18 protein-coding genes and 1 pseudogene are annotated in these 20,567 nt (G+C 64.1%); 15 read left to right on the plus strand and 4 right to left on the minus strand.

The features are described 5' to 3' along the window. Positions 1-4 precede the first annotated feature (4 nt). The 8 genes from yghU to ACVJNE_RS10670 all read left to right on the plus strand — a co-directional run bounded on the left by yghU (position 5) and on the right by ACVJNE_RS10670 (position 10,115). Positions 5-919: a glutathione-dependent disulfide-bond oxidoreductase gene (gene yghU / locus ACVJNE_RS10635; RefSeq protein ID WP_499565394.1), complete on the plus strand. Its 915-nt coding sequence runs from the start codon at positions 5-7 to the stop codon at positions 917-919. Next, entirely contained in the window at positions 919-2,928 is a 2,010-nt protein-coding gene (locus ACVJNE_RS10640; RefSeq protein WP_499565396.1) for an acetyl-CoA carboxylase biotin carboxylase subunit, read from the plus strand. Before yghU ends, ACVJNE_RS10640 begins: the two co-directional genes overlap by 1 nt. Further along, entirely contained in the window at positions 2,928-5,072 is a 2,145-nt protein-coding gene (gene scpA / locus ACVJNE_RS10645; protein ID WP_499565398.1) for a methylmalonyl-CoA mutase, read from the plus strand. The genes ACVJNE_RS10640 and scpA overlap by 1 nt, the downstream gene beginning before the upstream one ends. Before the next feature lie 96 nt (positions 5,073-5,168). Further along, the gene (locus ACVJNE_RS10650; protein WP_499565400.1) at positions 5,169-5,936 is read left to right on the plus strand and encodes a DeoR/GlpR family DNA-binding transcription regulator; all 768 of its coding nucleotides are present in this window, start codon (positions 5,169-5,171) and stop codon (positions 5,934-5,936) included. Between the two features lie 111 nt (positions 5,937-6,047). Further along, on the plus strand, positions 6,048-7,547 hold the full coding sequence (gene glpK, locus ACVJNE_RS10655) for a glycerol kinase GlpK (RefSeq protein WP_499565402.1): 1,500 nt from the start codon (positions 6,048-6,050) through the stop codon (positions 7,545-7,547). A 79-nt stretch (positions 7,548-7,626) separates the two neighbouring features. Next, positions 7,627-7,920 (plus strand): MafI2 family immunity protein, encoded by a 294-nt coding sequence (locus ACVJNE_RS10660; protein WP_499565404.1) that lies wholly within the window; start codon positions 7,627-7,629, stop codon positions 7,918-7,920. Between the two features lie 252 nt (positions 7,921-8,172). Continuing rightward, a complete protein-coding gene (guaB, locus tag ACVJNE_RS10665) occupies positions 8,173-9,675 on the plus strand; it encodes an IMP dehydrogenase (RefSeq protein ID WP_499565406.1) in 1,503 nt (500 codons plus the stop codon). Between the two features lie 20 nt (positions 9,676-9,695). Beyond that, positions 9,696-10,115: an MAPEG family protein gene (locus ACVJNE_RS10670; RefSeq protein WP_444724887.1), complete on the plus strand. Its 420-nt coding sequence runs from the start codon at positions 9,696-9,698 to the stop codon at positions 10,113-10,115. Here the strand turns inward: ACVJNE_RS10670 and ACVJNE_RS10675 are convergent. Further along, a pseudogene (locus ACVJNE_RS10675) lies at positions 10,116-11,009 on the minus strand (hydrogen peroxide-inducible genes activator); the annotation flags it as partial. Between the two features lie 210 nt (positions 11,010-11,219). On the opposite strand from ACVJNE_RS10675, the gene katG reads away from it, so the two are divergent. The 7 genes from katG (at position 11,220) to ACVJNE_RS10710 (ending at position 17,948) form a co-directional block, all read left to right on the plus strand. After that, positions 11,220-13,397, plus strand: a complete 2,178-nt coding sequence (katG, locus tag ACVJNE_RS10680; RefSeq protein WP_499565408.1) for a catalase/peroxidase HPI — start codon at positions 11,220-11,222, stop codon at positions 13,395-13,397. Between the two features lie 165 nt (positions 13,398-13,562). After that, positions 13,563-14,180: a L,D-transpeptidase gene (locus tag ACVJNE_RS10685; RefSeq protein WP_173186764.1), complete on the plus strand. Its 618-nt coding sequence runs from the start codon at positions 13,563-13,565 to the stop codon at positions 14,178-14,180. Between the two features lie 44 nt (positions 14,181-14,224). Further along, entirely contained in the window at positions 14,225-14,872 is a 648-nt protein-coding gene (locus tag ACVJNE_RS10690; RefSeq protein ID WP_499565410.1) for a YoaK family protein, read from the plus strand. 87 nt (positions 14,873-14,959) lie between these two features. After that, positions 14,960-16,249 carry an RsmB/NOP family class I SAM-dependent RNA methyltransferase gene (locus ACVJNE_RS10695; RefSeq protein WP_499565412.1) on the plus strand — a complete coding sequence of 430 codons (1,290 nt, stop codon included), beginning with the start codon at positions 14,960-14,962 and terminating at the stop codon, positions 16,247-16,249. Between the two features lie 68 nt (positions 16,250-16,317). Continuing rightward, the gene (locus ACVJNE_RS10700; protein ID WP_499565413.1) at positions 16,318-16,770 is read left to right on the plus strand and encodes a TspO/MBR family protein; all 453 of its coding nucleotides are present in this window, start codon (positions 16,318-16,320) and stop codon (positions 16,768-16,770) included. 85 nt (positions 16,771-16,855) lie between these two features. Next, entirely contained in the window at positions 16,856-17,314 is a 459-nt protein-coding gene (locus ACVJNE_RS10705) for a PaaI family thioesterase (RefSeq protein WP_499565415.1), read from the plus strand. After that, positions 17,298-17,948: a 5'-methylthioadenosine/S-adenosylhomocysteine nucleosidase gene (locus tag ACVJNE_RS10710; RefSeq protein WP_499565417.1), complete on the plus strand. Its 651-nt coding sequence runs from the start codon at positions 17,298-17,300 to the stop codon at positions 17,946-17,948. The genes ACVJNE_RS10705 and ACVJNE_RS10710 overlap by 17 nt, the downstream gene beginning before the upstream one ends. 60 nt (positions 17,949-18,008) lie before the next feature. On the opposite strand, the gene ACVJNE_RS10715 is transcribed toward ACVJNE_RS10710, so the two are convergent. The 3 genes from ACVJNE_RS10715 to ACVJNE_RS10725 form a co-directional block, all read right to left on the minus strand. Further along, entirely contained in the window at positions 18,009-18,872 is an 864-nt protein-coding gene (locus ACVJNE_RS10715) for an alpha/beta fold hydrolase (protein ID WP_499565419.1), read from the minus strand. Positions 18,873-19,068: 196 nt separating this feature from the next. Beyond that, positions 19,069-19,500 (minus strand): DUF6220 domain-containing protein, encoded by a 432-nt coding sequence (locus ACVJNE_RS10720; RefSeq protein ID WP_499565421.1) that lies wholly within the window; start codon positions 19,498-19,500, stop codon positions 19,069-19,071. A 28-nt stretch (positions 19,501-19,528) separates the two neighbouring features. Beyond that, positions 19,529-20,512 (minus strand): NAD(P)H-binding protein, encoded by a 984-nt coding sequence (locus ACVJNE_RS10725; RefSeq protein ID WP_499565422.1) that lies wholly within the window; start codon positions 20,510-20,512, stop codon positions 19,529-19,531. Positions 20,513-20,567 lie beyond the last annotated feature (55 nt).

Raw genomic sequence — 20,567 nt, forward strand, 5'->3', positions numbered from 1 at the left:
CGACATGACCGACGAGAACAAATTCCCGCCCGAGAAGAATTTCCCCGCAGGCTATGTGCCGCCAAAGGTCTGGACGTGGGATTCCGCAAGCGGCGGAACCTTTGCTTCCATCAACCGTCCGATCGCCGGCTCTACGCACGAGAAGGAACTGCCGGTCGGCAAGCATCCGCTGCAGCTCTATTCGCTGGGCACGCCCAACGGCGTCAAGGTCACCATCATGCTCGAGGAGTTGCTGGCTGCTGGCCACGCAGGCGCGGAATATGACGCCTGGCTCATCAAGATCGGCGACGGCGACCAATTCGGCTCCGGCTTCGTCGAGGTCAATCCGAACTCCAAGATCCCGGCGATGATGGATCATGCGCCGAAGGGCGGAGGCGAGCCGGTGCGCGTTTTCGAATCGGCCTCGATCCTCCTCTACCTGGCGGAAAAGTTCGGCGCCTTCCTGCCGACCGATCTGCGCGCGCGTACCGAAGCGATGAATTGGCTGTTCTGGCAGATGGGCTCCGCCCCCTTCCTCGGCGGCGGCTTCGGCCATTTCTACGTCTATGCGCCGATGAAGATCGAATACGCCATCAACCGCTACGCCATGGAGGTGAAGCGCCAGATGGACGTGCTGGACCGGCATCTGGCGAAGAACGAATATATGGCCGGCAAGGACTATACGATTGCCGACATGGCTATCTGGCCCTGGTACGGCCGGCTGGCGGCCAGCGGCGCGTATGAGGATGCCGGCGATTTCCTCGAGGTCGACAAATACGAGCACGTGCAGCGCTGGCGCAAGGCGATCGGCGAGCGCCCGGCGGCCCAGCGCGGCTCCATGGTCAACCGCACTTTCGGCGAGCCGGCCAAGCAGCTCCACGAGCGCCATGATGCTTCGGATTTCGAATTGAAGACGCAGGACAAGGTCTCGGGCCAGTAATGTTCAAGAAAATCCTCATCGCCAATCGCGGCGAGATTGCCTGCCGCGTCATCAAGACGGCGAAGAAGCTGGGTATCGCCACTGTCGCGGTCTATTCCGACGCCGACCGCGATGCCCTGCACGTCAAGATGGCCGATGAGGCGGTGCATATCGGGCCGGCGCCCTCGTCGCAGTCCTATATCGTCATCGACCGGATCATCGAGGCGATCCGACAGACCGGGGCCGACGCCGTTCATCCAGGCTACGGCTTCCTGTCGGAGAACGCCAATTTCGCCGAGGCGCTGGCAAAGGAAGGCGTCGCCTTCATCGGCCCGCCGGTCGGCGCCATCGAGGCGATGGGCGACAAGATCACCTCCAAGAAGCTCGCTGCCGAGGCCAAGGTCAACACCGTGCCCGGCCACATGGACCTGATCGCCGATGCCGACGAGGCTGTGAAAATATCGTCCTCGATCGGCTATCCGGTAATGATCAAGGCGTCGGCGGGCGGCGGAGGCAAGGGCATGCGCATCGCCTGGAACGATGCCGAGGCGCGCGAGGGCTTCCAGTCGTCGAAGAACGAAGCGAAGTCATCGTTCGGGGACGACCGGATATTCATCGAAAAGTTCGTCACTCAGCCGCGCCATATCGAGATTCAGGTGCTGGGCGACAAGCATGGCAACACGATCTATCTCGGCGAGCGCGAATGCTCGATCCAGCGCCGTAACCAGAAGGTCGTAGAGGAGGCGCCGTCGCCCTTCCTCGACGAGGCGACCCGCAAGGCGATGGGCGAACAGGCCGTCGCGCTGTCGAAGGCGGTCGGCTATCACTCGGCCGGCACGGTCGAGTTCATCGTCGATGGCGAGCGCAACTTCTATTTCCTCGAGATGAACACGCGCCTTCAGGTCGAGCATCCGGTGACGGAGCTCGTCACCGGCATCGATCTGGTCGAGGAGATGATCCGCGTGGCCGCCGGCGAGAAGCTGAAGATCGCTCAGGATGATGTAACGCTCGAAGGTTGGGCCATCGAGAGCCGCCTTTATGCCGAGGACCCGTACCGCAACTTCCTGCCGTCGATCGGCCGGCTCACGCGCTATCGCCCACCGGAAGAAGGCACGCAGGACAACGGTACGGTCATCCGCAACGATACCGGCGTCTTCGAGGGCGGCGAAATCTCGATGTACTACGATCCGATGATCGCCAAGCTGTGCGCGTGGGGGCAGACGCGCGAGGATGCAGTGCGCGCCATGAGTGGGGCGCTCGATGATTTCGAGGTTGAGGGCATCGGCCATAACCTGCCGTTCCTGTCGGCGGTGATGGAACATCCGCGCTTCAAGGAAGGGCGGCTGACCACGGCCTTCATCGCCGAAGAATGGCCTGAGGGCTTCGCGGGCGTAACGCCTGACGATCGCGAGGCTCGCACGCTTGCCGCGGTCGCGGCCTTCGTCAACCTGCGTACGCAGAAGCGCAACGTGCTCATTTCGGGCACGCTCGCCAACCATCCGCGCCATGTCGGCCGCGACTGGATCGTCAAGCTCAACGGCAGCGGCGAATTCGCGGTGAACGTGCGCGACGAAGGCGGCAAGACGCAGGTCGCGTTCGTGGATGACGACAGCTCGCTGGCTGTTGCCTCCGACTGGCTTCCGGGCCGCAGCCATGCGCATTTCACCGTTGGCGGCCGGCGCATCGGTATCAAGGTTCAGCCTGCCAACTCCGGCTGGCGTCTTCGCTGGCGTGGCATTGACGCGAAGGCGCACGTGCGCAGCCCGCGTGTCGCTGAGCTTTCGCGGCTGATGCCGGAAAAGCTGCCGCCGGACACCTCGAAGATGCTTCTATGCCCGATGCCCGGCGTCGTGACGGCAATTGCCGTTGCCGCTGGCGACGAGGTGCAGGAAGGCCAGGCGCTCGCCACCGTCGAGGCGATGAAGATGGAAAACGTGCTGCGCGCCGAACGGCGCGGCGTCGTCAAAAGCGTCGCCGTCGAGCCCGGCTCCAGCCTCGCCGTCGACGAGCTGATCATGGAGTTCGAGTGATGGCTGCGGGCAATTCCAAACTAGACACCTGGCGCGCCGCCGCGGAAAAGGAAGCCAAGCGCGATCCGGAAACGCTTGTCTGGCAGACCCCGGAGGGTATTCCAGTCAAGCCGCTTTACACTGCCGAGGACCTTGAAGGCGTCGGGCATCTCGGCTCACTGCCGGGCCAGCCGCCATTCGTGCGCGGACCGCGCGCCACCATGTATGCGGGGCGCCCGTGGACCATCCGCCAATATGCGGGCTTCTCCACGGCCGAGGCGTCCAACGCATTCTACCGCAAGGCGCTCGCGGCGGGCCAGCAGGGCGTTTCGGTCGCTTTCGACCTCGCCACCCATCGCGGCTACGACAGCGACCACCCGCGCGTCGAAGGCGACGTCGGCAAGGCTGGTGTGGCGATCGATTCCGTCGAGGACATGAAGATCCTGTTCGACGGCATCCCGCTCGACCAGATTTCGGTGTCGATGACGATGAACGGCGCGGTAGTTCCCATCCTCGCCTCCTTCATCGTTGCTGGCGAGGAGCAGGGCGTCTCGCGCGACAAGCTTTCGGGGACCATCCAGAACGACATCCTCAAGGAGTTCATGGTCCGTAACACCTACATCTACCCGCCCGAACCCTCGATGCGGATCGTTGCCGACATCATCGAGTACACGGCGAAGGAGATGCCGAAGTTCAACTCCATCTCGATCTCCGGCTACCACATGCAGGAGGCGGGGGCGACGCTGGTGCAGGAGCTTGCCTTCACGCTCGCAGACGGGCGCGAATATGTACGCGCCGCGCTGAAGAAGGGGCTCGACGTCGACGCTTTCGCCGGCCGGCTGTCGTTCTTCTTCGCCATCGGTATGAATTTCTTCATGGAAGCAGCCAAGCTGCGCGCGGCGCGCCTTTTGTGGACGCGCATCATGGAGGAGTTCGAGCCCAAGAAGGCCTCCTCGCTGATGCTGCGCACCCATTGTCAGACCTCCGGCGTGTCGCTGCAGGAGCAGGATCCCTACAACAACGTCATCCGCACCGCCTATGAGGCGATGTCCGCAGCGCTCGGCGGCACGCAGTCGCTGCACACCAACGCGCTGGATGAGGCGATCGCCTTGCCGACCGAGTTTTCGGCGCGCATTGCCCGCAACACGCAGCTCATCCTCCAGCATGAGACAGGCGTGACCAGGGTCGTCGATCCGTTGGCCGGTTCCTACTACGTCGAGAGCCTGACGAATGAGCTGGCCGAAAAGGCATGGGCGCTGATCGAGGAGGTCGAGGCTCTGGGCGGCATGACCAAGGCGGTCAACGACGGACTGCCGAAGCGGCTGATCGAGGAAGCCGCGACCCGCAAGCAGGCGGCTATCGACCGCGGCGACGAGGTGATCGTCGGCGTCAACAAATACCGCCTCGAAAACGAGGACGATCTCGAAATCCTCGACATCGACAACAAGGCCGTGCGCGAGGCGCAGATCGCGCGCATCGAGAAGACTCGCCGCCAGCGCGACCCCGGGAAATGGGAAGCGTCGCTCGACGCATTGCGCGCGGTGGCCCGCACCGGCGAGGGCAACATCCTCGAGGCCGCGGTCGACGCGGCCCGCGCCCGCGCGACGCTCGGCGAGATTTCGGATGCTCTGCGCGAGGCATTCGGCGACCATGTCGCGGTGCCCGAGGTGGTTCGCGAGGTCTACGGGCCTGCCTATGAGGGCGAGCCGGAATACGAGAATCTTGTCGGCCGACTGAAGCAGCTTGCCGGCGCGCTCAGCGGTTCGCCCAAGCTACTGGTCGCCAAGCTCGGCCAGGACGGACACGACCGTGGCGCCAAGATCATCGCTTCGGCGTTTGGTGACATTGGTTTCGAGGTGATCGCAGGTCCGCTGTTCCAGACGCCGGCGGAGGCCGCCGATCTCGCCGTGAAGTCGAAGGTACACGTGGTCGGCATGTCGTCGCTCGCCGCCGGACACAAGACGCTCGCTCCGCAACTCGTGCAGGAACTGAAGGCCAGGGGCGCGGAAAACGTGATCGTCGTTGTCGGTGGCGTCGTGCCGCGCCAGGACTACCAGTACCTGCTCGATCACGGCGTAGCCGCCGTTTTCGGCCCCGGCACGAACGTGCTCGATGCAGCTCGCGCCGTCATCGATCTCATGGAAGGCAAGCGCCGCAACGAGTGACGTTGCACTAGGGGGCTGCGTCCAATGATGATGCCGGTGCTATCCTTCGCTTTCGCTTTTCGCTAAGTTCAGGAAAAACGAAAGGGGAGGAAAGCGATGTACCTGCCGCCGCGCCACGCCGAGATCATCCAGATGGCCAAGGACAATGGCCGGGTGCTTGTCGACGACCTCGCGAGCCATTTCGGCGTGACGCCGCAGACCATCCGCAAGGATCTCAACGACCTTTGCGACCAGCGCATGCTGACGCGCGTGCATGGCGGTGCGCTGTTCCCGTCTGGCATCGAGAACATGCAATACGAGGCGCGCCGCAAGATCGCGGCCGACGAGAAGGATGCCATCGGCCGTGCCGCCGCGCGTCTCATCCCCGACAGCGCGTCGCTTTTCGTCAATATCGGCACAACAACCGAGGCCGTCTCGAACGCACTTCTCGACCATCAGGGGCTGATGGTCATCACCAACAACATCAATGTAGCCAACAGGATGCGCGTCTATCCGTCGCTCGAGGTGGTAATCGCCGGCGGCGTTGTTCGTGGCGCAGATGGCGGTATCGTCGGCGAAGCGGCGGTGGATTTCATCCGCCAGTTCAAGGTGGACTATGCGGTGATCGGTGCATCCGCCATCGACCATGACGGCGCACTTCTCGACTTCGATTTTCGCGAGGTGAAGGTCGCGCAGGCAATCATCGCCAATGCGCGCCACGTCATCCTTGTCGCGGACTCCACCAAGTTCGAGCGTACGGCGCCCGTTCGGATCGGCCATCTCAGCCAGGTCGACACCTTCATCACCGATACCTGTAACGTCGAGGCGATACGGACCATTTGCCGCGATTCCGAAGTGGAGCTCCTGGAAACGACCCGCGAGTAGCTGCGGAGGCGTGGTTCGTTTGACATTCGTTCTGTTTTCGAAATAATCACATTTGAGTTTCGGTATTGCCGCTAACGTTTGTGACGGAACTCAATACCGCCGGGAGGGGACATGAGCGGGCATATTCTCGCGATCGATCAGGGCACCACGTCCAGCAGGGCGATCATATTCGGCCCCGACATGAAGGTCGTCGCGGTCGGCCAGAAGGAGTTCGCCCAGCATTATCCAGCGTCGGGATGGGTCGAGCACGATCCGGAGGAGATCTGGGCGACGGTCGTCTGGTCGGTAAAGACCGCGCTGAAGAAGGCCAAGCTCGAAGCTTCGGACATCGCCGCCATTGGCATCACCAACCAGCGCGAGACGGTCGTCGTATGGGATCGCCAGACCGGCGAAGCGATCCACAATGCCATCGTGTGGCAGGACAGGCGCACCGCCGGCCTCTGCGCGAAGCTCAAGAAACAGGGGCACGAGCCCGTCTTCGCGCGCAAGACCGGCCTGCTGCTCGACCCTTATTTCTCCGGCACCAAGATCGCCTGGCTCTTGGGCAAGGTGAAGGGTGCGCGCCGCCGCGCGGCCAAGGGCGAGCTTCTGGCCGGCACCATCGATTCCTTCCTGATCTGGCGGCTGACTGGCGGCAAGGCACATGTCACAGACGCCACCAATGCCTCGCGCACCCTCGTCTACAATATCGAGAAAAACGAATGGGATGCCGAGTTGCTGAAGCTGCTCGATATTCCCGCAGCCATGCTGCCGCAGGTGAAGGACTGCGCCGACGATTTCGGCGTCACCGACAAGAAACTGTTCGGCGCGGAGATTCCGATTCTCGGCGTTGCCGGCGACCAGCAGGCGGCCACCATCGGCCAGGCCTGTTTCGAGCCTGGCATGCTGAAATCGACCTATGGCACGGGCTGCTTCGCGCTGCTCAACACCGGCGACAAGCTGGTGCGGTCGCGGAACCGTCTGCTTTCCACCATCGCCTATCGGCTCGACGGCAAGACGACCTACGCGCTTGAGGGCTCGATCTTCATCGCGGGCGCGGCCGTCCAGTGGTTGCGCGATGGTATCAAGGTGATCGGCAAGGCCGAGCAGAGCGGTGTGCTTGCGGCCGAAGCCGACGAGACCCAGTCGGTCTATCTTGTGCCTGCCTTCGTCGGCCTCGGCGCGCCCCATTGGGACGCCGACGCGCGCGGCGCGATCTTCGGGCTCACGCGCAACTCCGGCCCGGCCGAGTTCGCGCGCGCCGCGCTCGAATCCGTCGCCTACCAGACACACGACCTGCTGACGGCGATGCGCAAGGACTGGAAGGGCGGCGCCAACGCCGACACCGTGCTGCGGGTCGATGGCGGCATGGTCGCCTCGGACTGGACCATGCAGCGCCTCGCCGATCTGCTCGACGCACCGGTTGACCGGCCAACGATCCTCGAAACGACGGCGCTCGGCGCGGCCTGGCTTGCCGGCCAGCGCGCCGGCGTTTGGCCGAAGGCCGCCAAGTTCGCAAAGTCCTGGTCGCTCGACCGGCGCTTCAAGCCGTCGATGGACGCTGCGACCCGCAAGGCCAAGCTTGCCGGCTGGGCAGATGCCGTGTCACGAACGCTATCGGACTATGGCTGAAACAGATCCATTAATTCGCTTTCAACGTTCGCTCATCGTGAGGGTATGCTATTCCTGAGATCAAGCTATAGATTTCCGAATGAAGCCACCCGACGACATTATTGTCTTGGCGCTACGCGCAATCACCGGGGAAGTTACCGGAGCCATTCGAGCTATCGGGTTCGGCTACAGTGGAAAGTCCGCCAAATTCCTATTCTATATGGAGAAACCGCCCACAGAAAATGAGCGGGAAAATGCTGAAATAATTGCTGGCAACTTTGATGCAGGTCACCCGACGAAGCTTGAGCGGCTTGATGTTGAATTCGTTGTCACAGAAGAACCCCTCGGGAAACTAGATTTCCTTGATTTCTGCATGTTTGGAAGATCGGAGTAGGATGGTCCGCTTACCGCCCGTGTCAGATGGACGGAATTTAGAACAGAACCATAGTCTCCTGTTCCTTCCATAAGAAGCTCCGTCCCGCGTGTGGGTAGCAGGAAGCGTCGTCTTGGCGGCGTCACTCGGCGCTTTCCTTTCTGCCATCTCCGTGTTACCAGCCACCGCCATCCTGAAAGGGAGAAAACGAGTCGCCGCCAGCCTTCGGGCCAGGGCGCTCCTCCCGCGCACCCGAACGTCGAAGGATCGGCAATGGCAAGAATCATCGAGACCGCAACCGGCGCGCTGGCGCTTACCTTCGACGACGTGCTGCTTCAGCCCGGCCATTCGGAGGTGATGCCCGGGCAGACCGACGTTTCCACCACGATCGCGCGCGACATCGAGCTGAATATCCCGATCCTCTCGGCGGCGATGGACACCGTCACCGATGCGCGGCTGGCCATCGCCATGGCGCAGGCGGGCGGCATCGGCGTCGTTCACCGCAATTTCTCGCCCGAGGAGCAGGCCGAGCAGGTGCGCCAGGTCAAGAAGTTCGAGAGCGGCATGGTCGTCAACCCGCTCACCATCGGCCCTGACGCCACGCTGGGCGATGCGCAGGCTTTGATGCGCACCCACGGCATCTCCGGCATTCCTGTCGTGGAGAACGGCGGCACCGGCGGTCACACGACCGGCAAGTTGATCGGCATTCTCACCAACCGCGACGTGCGCTTTGCCTCCGACCCGGCGCAGAAGGTCCGCGAATTGATGACGAAGGAGCGACTCGTCACCGTGCGCGAGAGCGTCGAGCAGGAAGAAGCCAAGCGTCTCCTGCACCACCACCGCATCGAGAAGCTGCTGGTCGTGGACGGGGAGGGCCGCTGCGTCGGTCTCATCACCGTCAAGGACATAGAAAAGTCGCAGCTCAATCCGCATGCGGCGAAGGACGCGCAGGGCCGGTTGCGCGTGGCGGCCGCCACCAGCGTCGGCGACGACGGGTTGGAGCGCGCCGAACGCCTGATCGACGCCGGCGTCGACCTGCTGGTCATCGACACCGCGCATGGCCATTCGCAGCGCGTGCTTGACGCAGTTGCGCGGGCGAAGAAGCTGTCCAATTCGGTGCGCATCATCGCCGGCAATGTCGCCACCGCTGACGGCACCATGGCGCTGGTCGATGCCGGCGCGGATGGCGTCAAGGTTGGCATCGGACCGGGTTCGATCTGCACCACGCGCATCGTCGCCGGCGTCGGCGTGCCGCAGCTTTCGGCGATCATGTCGGCGGTGGAGGCCGCAGACCGGGCGGGCGTCGGCATCATCGCCGACGGCGGCATCAAGTTCTCCGGCGATCTTGCCAAGGCGCTTGCCGCAGGTGCATCGGCCGCCATGGTCGGCTCCTTGCTGGCCGGCACGGACGAGAGCCCCGGCGAGGTCTATCTGCACCAGGGCCGCTCCTTCAAGGCCTATCGCGGCATGGGTTCCGTCGGCGCGATGGCGCGCGGCTCCGCTGACCGCTACTTCCAGGCGGAGGTGCGCGATACGCTCAAGCTGGTGCCGGAAGGCATCGAGGGGCAGGTGCCCTACAAGGGGCCGGTCGGCGGCGTGCTGCACCAACTCGTCGGAGGCCTGAAGGCTGCGATGGGGTATGTCGGCGCTGCGAACCTCACCGAATTGCGCGACCGCGCAACGTTCGTGCGCATCTCCAATGCGGGCCTGCGCGAGAGCCACACCCACGACGTGACCATCACCCGTGAAAGCCCGAACTACCCGGGCGGCATGTAGAACCGGTCAAGGATGCAAGCATGAACCAGACCGCAATCTTCTGGCCGATGATCGCCCACGCGGCGCTGGTCGTAATAATCTACGGCATGCTCGGCCTGCGCCGTCGGCAGGCGGTCGCGGGCGGCAACGCAAAGGTGTCGCAGTTTCGCGAAAACCGTGAAGAACCGGCCGAGAGCCTGTTCGTGCGCAACGCGCTGGAAAACCAGTTCGAGCTTCCGATGCTTTTCTACGCAGTCTGCCTCGCACTGCAGGCAAGTGGCGCTGTTGATGCAATCACATTGTCGCTCGCATGGGTGTTTGCGGTGTCACGCTATGTGCACACCTTCATCCACGTCACGTCCAACCGCATCCGCTACCGTCAGCCCGCCTTCACGGTTGGCTTCCTGGCGCTCATCGCCTTGTGGGTGCTGCTTGCCGTCGATCTGCTGAGCGCGGGCTGAGGCGGGCGCAAGCCCGCGGACGATTTCGGCCAGCGCCCGGCATTCGCCCTGCCGGCTCGAGTTGCGCCGCCAGGCAAAACCCAGCATCCGCGCCGGCATCGGCTCGGCGAAGGGCACGACCCTGAGTTCGGGCATCGCCTCGCTGGCCGCGCGCGCCATTTCGGGGATCAATGTCACGCCCTGGCCGTGCGCAACCATCTGCAACAGCGTCGTCAGGCTGGTCGCGCCGTAATTGGCCATAGCGGCCGGCCGCACCGAGCCGCAGACCGCCAGCGCCTGGTCGCGCATGCAGTGGCCTTCCTCCAGCAGCATCAGTCGCTCGAGCGCCGGACTTTCGGGCGGCACCGGCGGTGATATGAAGCCCGGATCAGCCTTCGGCACGGCAAGAAAGAAGCGGTCCTCGAAGAGCGGCTCGACGCTGACACCCGCATGGTCCAGCGGCAGCGCCGCGATCATGCCATCGAGCCGGCCAGCTACCGTCTCCTCTATCAGTGTCGCCGTCACCGCCTCGCGCAGTTCCACGGCCAGTGCTGGAAACCGCTTGCGCAGTTCCGGCAGAAGCGCCGGCAGGAGATAAGGCGCGACAGTGGGAATGACGCCCAGCCGGAATCGACCTTCCATCGACGCTCGACCTCGCCTCGCCGTCGCTTCGATTTCCCTTGTCTCGGCAAGCACCCGATCTATCCGCGGTTTCAGAGCTCGCGCTTCCTCCGTCAGGTGCACGGTCTTGCCGCCACGGTCGAACAGCCGACGGCCAAGCCGCTCTTCCATCTCCGCAATCTGCGAGGAAAGGGCGGGCTGCGTCACGCCGGCAAGTTCGGCAGCACGGCCGAAATGCAGCGTTTCAGCCAGCGCCTCGAAATATTCCATCTGTCGGAGTGTCAGTCTTATCATAATCATAAATTATCGAAACGAATAGGAAATGCAATTTGTCCCTATCGGCGCGCCGGGGTAGTTTGGAATAATTCCAGACTTGGAAGCCAGCAAACCTGCCATAGGCGGGATGCGGCAGCCTTGGCTGGAAACCGGCAGATTTTACACATGCCCCCGCCGCGCTCGTCGCACCCGGGACAATAAGCAAGCGCCTAACGATCGGAGATGAAGATGGACAAGAAGGTTGACGATAGCGCGGGTAAATGCCCGTTCAGCGGAGGCGCGCGCGGACACAGGAACCGCGACTGGTGGCCGGAACAGCTCGATCTCGACGGCCTGCACCGCAATTCCGATCTGTCGGATCCGATGGACCCGGACTTCGACTATGCCGAAGAGTTCAAGTCTCTCGACCTTGATGCGGTGAAGCAGGACCTTCACGCGCTGATGACCGATTCGCAGGACTGGTGGCCGGCGGACTTTGGCCACTATGGCGGCCTGTTCATCCGCATGGCCTGGCACAGCGCCGGCACCTACCGCATCACTGACGGCCGTGGCGGCGCGGGTGCGGGCCAGCAGCGCTTCGCTCCGCTGAATTCCTGGCCGGACAACGCAAACCTCGACAAGGCGCGCCGGCTGCTGTGGCCGATCAAGCAGAAATACGGTCGCAAGATTTCCTGGGCCGACCTGATGATCCTCACCGGCAATGTCGCGCTGGAATCGATGGGCTTCAAGACCTTCGGCTTCGCCGGCGGCCGTGCCGACGTCTGGGAGCCGGAGGAGCTGTACTGGGGCCCGGAGGGCACCTGGCTTGGCGACGAGCGCTACAGCGGCGAGCGTCAGCTCCAGGAGCCGCTCGGCGCGGTCCAGATGGGTCTCATCTACGTCAATCCGGAAGGCCCGAACGGCAACCCCGATCCCGTCGCTGCCGCTCGCGACATCCGCGAGACCTTCGCGCGCATGGCGATGAACGACGAGGAAACCGTCGCGCTGATCGCCGGCGGCCATTCCTTCGGCAAGACCCACGGCGCGGGTGATCCGTCGCTTATAGGCGCTGACCCCGAGGGTGCGGATATCGAGGATCAGGGGCTCGGCTGGAGAAGCGGCCATGGCACCGGAATCGGCGCCGATACGATCACCGGCGGACCCGAGGTCACCTGGACCCAGACACCGACGCAGTGGAGCAATCTCTTCTTTGAGAACCTGTTCAACTTCGAATGGGAGCTGACTGCGAGCCCGGCCGGTGCCAAGCAGTGGAAGGCCAAGAACGCGGAGCCGTCGATCCCGGACGCCTACGATCCGTCGCGCAAGCACCTGCCGACGATGCTGACGACCGACCTGTCGCTGCGCTTCGACCCGGAATACGAGAAGATCTCGCGCCGTTTCCTGGAGAACCCGGACCAGTTCGCCGACGCTTTCGCCCGCGCCTGGTTCAAGCTGACCCACCGCGACATGGGCCCCAAGGTCCGTTATCTCGGCCCTGAGGTTCCGGCCGAAGACCTGATCTGGCAGGACGTCATCCCGGCGGTCGACCATCCTCTGGTCAACGAGCAGGACATCGCCGCCCTCAAGGCGAAGGTGCTGGCTTCCGGCCTTTCGGTCTCCGAGCTCGTCTCCGCCGCCTGGGCCTCGGCGTCCACCTTCCGTGGCTCCGACAAGCGCGGCGGCGCCAACGGCGCACGTATCCGGCTTGCCCCGCAGAAGGACTGGGAGGTCAACCAGCCCGAACAGCTCGCCAGGGTTCTGTCGAAGCTCGAAGCGATCCAGGCCGAGTTCAATGGAGCGCAATCGGGTGGCAAGAAGGTGTCGCTCGCCGATCTGATCGTGCTCGCCGGCGGCGCCGCCATCGAGAAGGCGGCCAAGGACGGCGGCTACGACGTCTCCGTGCCGTTCACGCCAGGCCGCGCCGACGCCTCGCAGGAGCAGACCGACGTGCAGTCCTTCGCGGCGCTAGAACCGCGTGCCGACGGCTTCCGCAACTATCTGAGCGGTCGCCAGTTCATGGCGCCGGAGGAGGCACTGGTAGACAAGGCGCAGCTTCTCACCTTGACCGCGCCAGAGATGACAGTTCTGCTGGGCGGTCTGCGCGTACTCGGCGCCAATGCAGGCGGTTCGGACCACGGCGTCTTCACTGACAGGGCCGGCGTTCTGACGAACGACTTCTTCGTCAACCTGCTGACCATGGACACGCAGTGGAAGGCGCTGTCGGATGGCACTTACGAAGGCCGCGATCGCAAGAGCGATGCCCTGAAGTGGCGCGCGACCCGCGTCGACCTGATCTTCGGCTCGCACTCGCAACTGCGTGCGCTGGCCGAAGTCTATGCCAGTGCGGACTCGCAGGTGAAGTTCGTGAAGGACTTCGTTGCCGCCTGGGTGAAGGTGATGAACGCGGATCGCTTCGACATCGCCTGAAAGCCTGACTGAACAAGATCTGGCGGGCGCGGAGAAATCCGCGCCCGCTTTCGTTGGCGTATAGGGTTCATCTTGCCTTCATCCCGTCCCTGCTAGCCATGGAGCAAGAATTCATTAACCATAACGCCATATCGATCTTGGCGAAGAATTGCTTTGGGGGACGTCATGACCATTTCACGCCGCGGTTTCATTGCAGGCCTGCCGCTTCTGTTTGCCGGTTGCGCTGTCACCGAATACCGATCCGACCAGCTCAACTACGCCGCGGTCCCGCATGATCGCTTCCCGCTGGCGGCCCTTTCGCCGGAAAAGATCAAGCCGGAGCTGCGCCGCCGCGAAGTGGCGTATGACGGCAACTACAAGGCGGGAACTGTGGTTGTGGATACGCCGGCCCGCCGCCTCTACTACGTGATGGGTGATGGTCGCGCGATGCGCTATGGCATCGGTGTCGGCCGGGCAGGGCTGGCCTTGCGCGGCGATGCCACCGTCGGCCGCAAGGGCGAGTGGCCGAGCTGGACGCCTACCGACAACATGATCCGCCGCGACCCCCGCAACCGACGCTACGCCGGTGGCCTGCCGGGCGGGCTGAGCAATCCGCTGGGTGCCAGAGCGCTCTACCTCTATCGCGGCGGCCGCGACACGATGTTCCGCATCCATGGTACCAACCAGCCGAACTCGATCGGGCAGGCAGTCTCGAGCGGCTGTGTCCGCATGCTCAACCATGACGTGGTCGATCTCTACGAGCGCGTGCCTGTCGGCGCCCGCGTCGTCGTCATTCAGGCCTGATCGGCAGGCAGCGAGGCCAGGGGGATGTCCGCAGGGCTCTTAGAATGATCCAGCATCCCACGCGCGAGCGGCTCGTCGCCATGCCCATGGCGGCGCTCGCCGGCTTCGTGGATGCGGTCGCCTTTCTCCACCTCGGGGGCTATTTCGTTTCCTTCATGACCGGCAACACGACGCGACTTGGCGCGTCGATTGCCGAGGCCAATGCCCGGATGTGGCTGCCGGCCCTGCTCATCGTCCTTTTCGTCTCCGGCGTTGTCGCGGGAACGCTGGTAAGGCAGGCGGCGGTGTCGCGCGGTCAGGGCTGGGTGATGGTTCTGGTCACGGCAATGCTGGCCCTGGCCGGTCTGGCTTCCATTGCCGGATTCCCATGGCTTGCGATGGGCGCGCTGGCAGTCGCGATGGGCGCCGAGAACGCAGTGTTCGAGCGTAATGGTGAGGTCAGCATCGGTGTCACCTACATGACAGGCACGTTGGTCAAGATGGGGCAGCGCATAGCCTCCGCATTGCGGGGTGGCAGCCGCACGGCATGGGCCTGGTATGGCCTGTTGTGGCTGGGGCTCGCTCTTGGCGCGGTGATGGGCGCAGGCGCGTTCCTTGCACTCGGCCTTGGCGCGATCTGGATCGCCGTAGCCATCTCCGTGACGATCACGGTGTTCTTCTTTCTCCCCGATCCGGCCAACGAGACCGCCTGAAGCGGTTTCTATTCGTGGTCGGTTGCCGCCGGGGCCCGAAGCGTCTAACAGCCAGACGACGGGTCAACCGAAGCGGGAACACCGAAAATGCGTTTAGGCGGCAGGCTGGCGGCAGCCATCGAAATTCTTGACGACATGGAACGGCGGCACCGCCCCGCAGCCGAAGCGCTCAAGGATTGGGGGCTCTCCCACCGCTTTGCCGGTGCCGGCGACCGCGCGGCCATCGGTAACATCGTCTATGACGCACTGCGGCGCAGGCGATCGGCGGGCTGGCTGTTCGATGCCGACACCTCGCGTGCGCAGGCGTTCGGCGCGCTGGCGCTGGAGTGGGCTATGGATGGTGCTGCGATCAACGGCGCGCTTGAAGGCGACCGCTTCGCGCCGGCGATGCTCGACGGTGCGGAACTGGCTGCACTTTCCTCACGCTCGCTCGATGACGCGCCGGATGCAGTGCGCGCCGACTGCCCCGACTGGTGCGTGCCGCTGGTGACCGACGCCTTCGGCGAAGATTGGGTGCAGGAACTGGCGGCGCTGGCCGCGCGGCCGCCGCTGGACCTGCGCGTCAACACGGTTGCGGCCACACGCGACAAGGTCCTGAGCGAACTCAAAGGCACCGGCGCCGCGCCGTGCGAGCTCGCGGCCGACGGCATCCGCATCCCGCCCATCGATGGCGCAGGCCGGCACCCGAACGTGCAGGCCGAACCCGCCTTCCGCAAAGGCTGGTTCGAGGTTCAGGATGAAGGTTCGCAGATCGTTGCCGAGCTTGCCGGAGCGGAAGCAGGAATGCAGGTGCTGGACTATTGCGCCGGCGCTGGCGGCAAGACCCTGGCTCTGTCGGCGGCGATGGATAATCGCGGCCAGATTTTCGCCCATGACTCCGAGAAGCAGCGTCTCGCACCGATCTTCGATCGGCTCCGCCGAGCCGGTGCCCGAAACGTGCAGGCTGTCGCCGATGCCTCAGGGCTTGGACCGCTGGCTGGCCAGATGGACCTCGTCCTGGTCGACGCGCCTTGCACTGGCAGCGGCACCTGGCGGCGGCGGCCGGATGCGAAATGGCGCCTCACCGAGCGCCAGCTCGATGTGCGACTGCGTGAGCAGGCGGATATACTCGAGAAAGCCTGTGCGTTTGTGAGGCCGGGCGGCCGGCTCGTCTACATAACCTGCTCGATCTTTGCGCGAGAAAACCAGCGGCAGGTGGAGGCATTTCTCGCCGGAAACACGGATTTCTCGCTCGTCGATACTGCACCTCTGTGGCGCGCCCGGTTTCCGCAGGCAGTGGATCGAGCTCGCCTTGAAGAGAACGGCATCGTTCTAACCCCAGCCAAAACGGGAACCGACGGTTTCTTCTTCGCAGCGTTGCAACGGCGCCCTGCCTGAGCGGCACACGCGGAACGTGAAGCTGGTGCGGCCGTTTATCCAATGATGAAACATTGGGAGCGCCGCTTATGTCGCGTATCGTCACGCTGGTTCGGTTTCTTGTCCTTGTGGTCGGCGGTGGAGTGCTGATCGGCACGGCAACTGCACCGGGTGCATGGTACGAGGCCCTTGCGAAACCGGCGTTCAACCCGCCGAACTGGGTTTTCGCGCCGGTGTGGACCATCCTCTATGTGATGATCGCCGTAGCCGGGTGGCGCGTCTGGAGCAGGACCCACACTGCCGGGGCCATGACGATATGGTGGCTGCAGCTTGGCCTCAACTTTCTCTGGTCGCCTGTCTTTTTCACGCTGCAGGCGATAGGCCCGGCCTTTGTCGTCATTCTGGCGCTGCTGGTCAGCGTGCTTGCCTTTATCTCGGTAACCAGACGTTGGGACCGCGTGGCCGCACTGCTTTTCGTGCCTTACGCGGCGTGGGTGGCGTTCGCTGCACTACTCAACGGCTCGATCCTGGTTCTCAACTAACCTCTGCTGCGCTGCACAAATTGCACGTTGCCTGCATGGTGCCGCTTTGCGATAAGCGAAGCCGGCGAAGCTGAGGGAGAGATGCATGTCGGTGCGGTTCGAGCCTTCCGGTGATTTCGAGGGGCGCGTGCGCGCGAGTTTCGCGCGCCAGCAGATCATGACCACGATCGGCGCCGAGCTCACGCGGGTGAATGCCGGCGAGGTCGAGATCGAAATGGGCTACCGCCCGGAGTTGACCCAGCAGCATGGCTTTCTGCATGCCGGCATCATCTCCACCGCGCTGGATTCCGCCTGTGGATATGCAGCCTATTCGGTGATGCCGGAAAATGCTGCCGTGCTGACCATCGAGTTCAAGGTCAATCTTCTTTCGCCCGGCAAGGGCGAGCGCTTCCTGTTCCGCGGCTCCGTCACAAAGCCCGGCCGCACGATCATCGTCGCCGACGGCCAGGCCTATGCCTATGACGGCGAGGCCAATGCAAGGCTTGTCGCCACGATGACGGCGACGATCATGGTTGTGAGCGGGCGCGATGGTATCGAAGGCTGAACCGGCGCTGACGCCGCTTGCCGGCCGTCGCATTCTCTTCGTGATGGCGGCGCAGCCGGAATACGGCCCCCACCTCCAGGCCCGCTTTTCCCCGCTGATGACCGGCGTCGGGCCGGTTGAAGCGGCGGTGGCGCTCTCTGCCGCGCTCGCCCGGCTCGAGGCTGCCGTCAGCTTGCCCGACCTCGTCGTCTCGCTGGGTTCGGCCGGCAGCCGCACGCTCGAGCAGACGGGCGTCTATCAGGTTTCCTCCGTGTCCTACCGCGACATGGACGCATCGCCGCTGGGGTTCCCCAGGGGCGAAACGCCGTTCCTCGATCTTCCGTGCGTTGTCGACCTCCCGCTTTCCGTTCCGGGCGTTCCTTTGGCCAGCCTTTCGACCGGCGCAAATATCGTCTCGGGACCTGCCTATGACACGATCGATGCCGACATGGTGGACATGGAGACCTTCGCCGTTTTACGCGCCTGCCAGACATTCGGCGTGCCGCTCGCCGGTCTGCGCGGGATCTCCGACGGGGCGGCCGAATTGCGCCAAGTTGCCGACTGGACCGAATATCTGCACGTGATCGACGAGAAGCTCGCGCAGGCGGTGGACCGTCTGGAGGCGGCTCTGGCCGAGGGGACGGTCCGGCTCTAGGGCGGGCATTGCCAATGAGGGAGGTGGCCCGCGCTGCGTGTGCCGCGCGGACCGTTGGCGTCAGCTTAGGAAGTCGAGCAGGACTGTATCGAACAGCTCCGCTTCTTCCAGTTGCGGCGTGTGGGCGCTGCGTTCGAACAGCGCCAGTCTCGGCGTGTTGCCCTCCGGCAGCAGCGGCAGCCACGTCTCGATAGGTGCCACCAGATGATCGTGGCGTCCCATGCAGATCAGCAGCGGCTGTAGACGTTCCGCTAGCACGTCGCGGGTCGGATAGGTGGCAAAGACCTCACCCCACAAGCGATCGAAGACAGGCATGTTGACCCTGACGCCTTCCCACAGCATGGCAGCATCGTAGGCCGGATCGAACCAGCTTCGCGCGGCCATGCCCAGGCACATCCAGATGAAGCGCCGCTCGGGCTCGGCGTGGATGCGCTCCTCCATCACGGCCAGATCGGCCTGCAGCCGAGCTTTGCGCTCTGGGGCCACGAGAGCATCCCATATCTGCGCGCCCGTTTGCATGTGAGCCTCCGCGTGGCTCGGTCCGGTGCCGACGAGGACGGTCCGACGAACCCGTTCCGGAAAACGTCGCGCGAATTCCAGCGCCATATAGCCATGGCCGGAATGGCCGAGCACATCGACTTCGCCCAAATCGAGCACGTCGCACATCGCCGCCACATCGTCGACGATGGTCTCCAGTTCGCAATCGCGCGCTTCAAGGGGGCGCTGCGCCTCCGCGAAGCCGCGGTGATCGATGAAGACGAGCCGCCGCTTCTGGCGAAGCTGGGTCGAGAAAGTGCGCGGATAGAAGACATGGCTGCCGATGACCAGAAGCGTCGGTCCTTCCCCCTCTATCGTATAGCCGAAGGAGAAGCCGTCGCGCGGGACCGCGCCACGCACCGCCAGGGTGTTCGTGGATTGAGACATAGAAACATATTCGCAAGGGTACTTCGCCCTTGCGCTCCATTATCGTGAATGCAGAAAGCGGCCCTGCCATCTCAGGCGGGCCAGCGAATGGTCTGCGAGCTTCGCTAACGGATCAGTTTCATTGTCGTCTCGATCATAATCGGCGCGGTTGATACATGCCGGCCGCTGTCGGCACAAGGCCGCCGGCTCTTCGAAGTCACGCGGTTCGGCTGGTTGCCGGATAAGCGCCTTTATGTTGCGCGCGCCGACGTTCGACCTTGGCCAAAAGCACCAGGCTCGCCGTCAGGAGCAGCGCCGCGTTGGCGGGATGCAGCGAAAGCGGCAGCGGCGCGCCGGTGGCTGCCAGCGAGACTTGCGCGATGTAAAGCGCTACGACGAGGCCGGCCCACCAGCCGAAGCCGCGCAGGCGTCTGACGACTAGCGCCCCCGCCAGCAAGCCCATCGCCGGCAGCGACAGCGTAAAACCTATCGAAGCATGTAGCCCGATCAGGTCCGGGTTCAGGAACAGGCCGAGCCCGGCACTTGCAAACTGGGCAAACAGGCCGATCGGCATCAGCCATGCCAGCACCGTGAACCAGCCCGGTGTTCCAAGATGCAGATCGGCGAACGTGTCGTGGGTCTTGTCCATCATCGTATCCGTTCTTGCTTGGCGGCCTTTAGGCCGACGCCTGGCGCAAAAGGGGCAAGGGGGTGTCCGCAATGCAGCCCATCTCGATCAGCGTCGCCCGCATCGCTTCGTCCAGTGGCGTGCGCGGCTCGGAACCGATGAGTTCTACCAAGCGGGTGTTGTCGAACCGCATCGGGTGCTGCCACACAGGTGCGATCTCTGCTGCCTCACGCGGGAAGCTGGCGAACGGTGCCAGAAGCCGCATCGCCCACCATGGAAAGCCGTAGACGGGAACCTTGCGACCACAGACGCGGCGGATCGCGTCCACCATGCGCATGCCGGTGTCGTCGTAGAGGCCCTCGAACTGCACCCGCTCAAACGGGCGCAGGCGTTCCGGTCTGTCGAGCAGGCGCGCGAAGGTCTCGGCCAGGTCGGGCAGGTAGGCCCAGCTATGGCCGCCGCCACGCGCCGGATTGACGATGCGGCGAACGGGCTTTCCTGGCGCGACCATCGCCTGCGCGAACCAGCTCGAGCGGGCGCCCGGACCGAAGAAGTCGCCCGCTCGCAGGATCAGCGAGGGCACCTCGGGCGCGGCTTGTTCCAGCCGCTGTTCCAACGCGACGCGGATCGCGCCTTTACGGCCTGTCGGGTTCTGCGGCGTGCCGGCCTCGACCACCGGCGTTTTTGCAGGATCGTAGTTGTAGACCGTGCCCGGCAGCACCACGCGGGCACCGACGGCTTTCGCGGCCGCGATCGTATTGTCGATCATCGGCAGTACGAACTTGTCCCAGTTCATGTAGTTGGGCGGGTTCACGGCATGGACGATCACCGCCGCACCTTCGGCAGCACGCATCACGTCTGCGCGTTGCATGGCGTCGCCCTGTACCCATTCCATCTGACCTTGGCTGCGAAGGCTCGTCACGTCGCGGGCCATGCCGCGCACTTGCCAGCCATGGCGCGCAAGTGCAGCGGCGACACTGCCGCCGACGCCACCGGTCGCGCCAAGCACGAGTGCTGTTTTCATCGTTTCCATCGGTCCAGCTCCTGATATCCAAACATTGCGATGGAAGGAAAATGGCGTATGCGTG

The sequence above is a fragment of the Mesorhizobium sp. DxT genome, assembly GCF_058448885.1.

What these genes read in the sequence shown, in the direction of transcription:
- yghU (WP_499565394.1), top strand. Translation starts at nt 5, where the DNA reads ATGACCGACGAGAACAAATTCCCGCCCGAGAAGAATTTCCCCGCAGGC.
- ACVJNE_RS10640 (WP_499565396.1), top strand. Translation starts at nt 919, where the DNA reads ATGTTCAAGAAAATCCTCATCGCCAATCGCGGCGAGATTGCCTGCCGC.
- scpA (WP_499565398.1), top strand. Translation starts at nt 2,928, where the DNA reads ATGGCTGCGGGCAATTCCAAACTAGACACCTGGCGCGCCGCCGCGGAA.
- ACVJNE_RS10650 (WP_499565400.1), top strand. Translation starts at nt 5,169, where the DNA reads ATGTACCTGCCGCCGCGCCACGCCGAGATCATCCAGATGGCCAAGGAC.
- glpK (WP_499565402.1), top strand. Translation starts at nt 6,048, where the DNA reads ATGAGCGGGCATATTCTCGCGATCGATCAGGGCACCACGTCCAGCAGG.
- ACVJNE_RS10660 (WP_499565404.1), top strand. Translation starts at nt 7,627, where the DNA reads ATGAAGCCACCCGACGACATTATTGTCTTGGCGCTACGCGCAATCACC.
- guaB (WP_499565406.1), top strand. Translation starts at nt 8,173, where the DNA reads ATGGCAAGAATCATCGAGACCGCAACCGGCGCGCTGGCGCTTACCTTC.
- ACVJNE_RS10670 (WP_444724887.1), top strand. Translation starts at nt 9,696, where the DNA reads ATGAACCAGACCGCAATCTTCTGGCCGATGATCGCCCACGCGGCGCTG.
- katG (WP_499565408.1), top strand. Translation starts at nt 11,220, where the DNA reads ATGGACAAGAAGGTTGACGATAGCGCGGGTAAATGCCCGTTCAGCGGA.
- ACVJNE_RS10685 (WP_173186764.1), top strand. Translation starts at nt 13,563, where the DNA reads ATGACCATTTCACGCCGCGGTTTCATTGCAGGCCTGCCGCTTCTGTTT.
- ACVJNE_RS10690 (WP_499565410.1), top strand. Translation starts at nt 14,225, where the DNA reads ATGATCCAGCATCCCACGCGCGAGCGGCTCGTCGCCATGCCCATGGCG.
- ACVJNE_RS10695 (WP_499565412.1), top strand. Translation starts at nt 14,960, where the DNA reads ATGCGTTTAGGCGGCAGGCTGGCGGCAGCCATCGAAATTCTTGACGAC.
- ACVJNE_RS10700 (WP_499565413.1), top strand. Translation starts at nt 16,318, where the DNA reads ATGTCGCGTATCGTCACGCTGGTTCGGTTTCTTGTCCTTGTGGTCGGC.
- ACVJNE_RS10705 (WP_499565415.1), top strand. Translation starts at nt 16,856, where the DNA reads ATGTCGGTGCGGTTCGAGCCTTCCGGTGATTTCGAGGGGCGCGTGCGC.
- ACVJNE_RS10710 (WP_499565417.1), top strand. Translation starts at nt 17,298, where the DNA reads ATGGTATCGAAGGCTGAACCGGCGCTGACGCCGCTTGCCGGCCGTCGC.
- ACVJNE_RS10715 (WP_499565419.1), bottom strand. Translation starts at nt 18,872, where the DNA reads ATGTCTCAATCCACGAACACCCTGGCGGTGCGTGGCGCGGTCCCGCGC.
- ACVJNE_RS10720 (WP_499565421.1), bottom strand. Translation starts at nt 19,500, where the DNA reads ATGGACAAGACCCACGACACGTTCGCCGATCTGCATCTTGGAACACCG.
- ACVJNE_RS10725 (WP_499565422.1), bottom strand. Translation starts at nt 20,512, where the DNA reads ATGGAAACGATGAAAACAGCACTCGTGCTTGGCGCGACCGGTGGCGTC.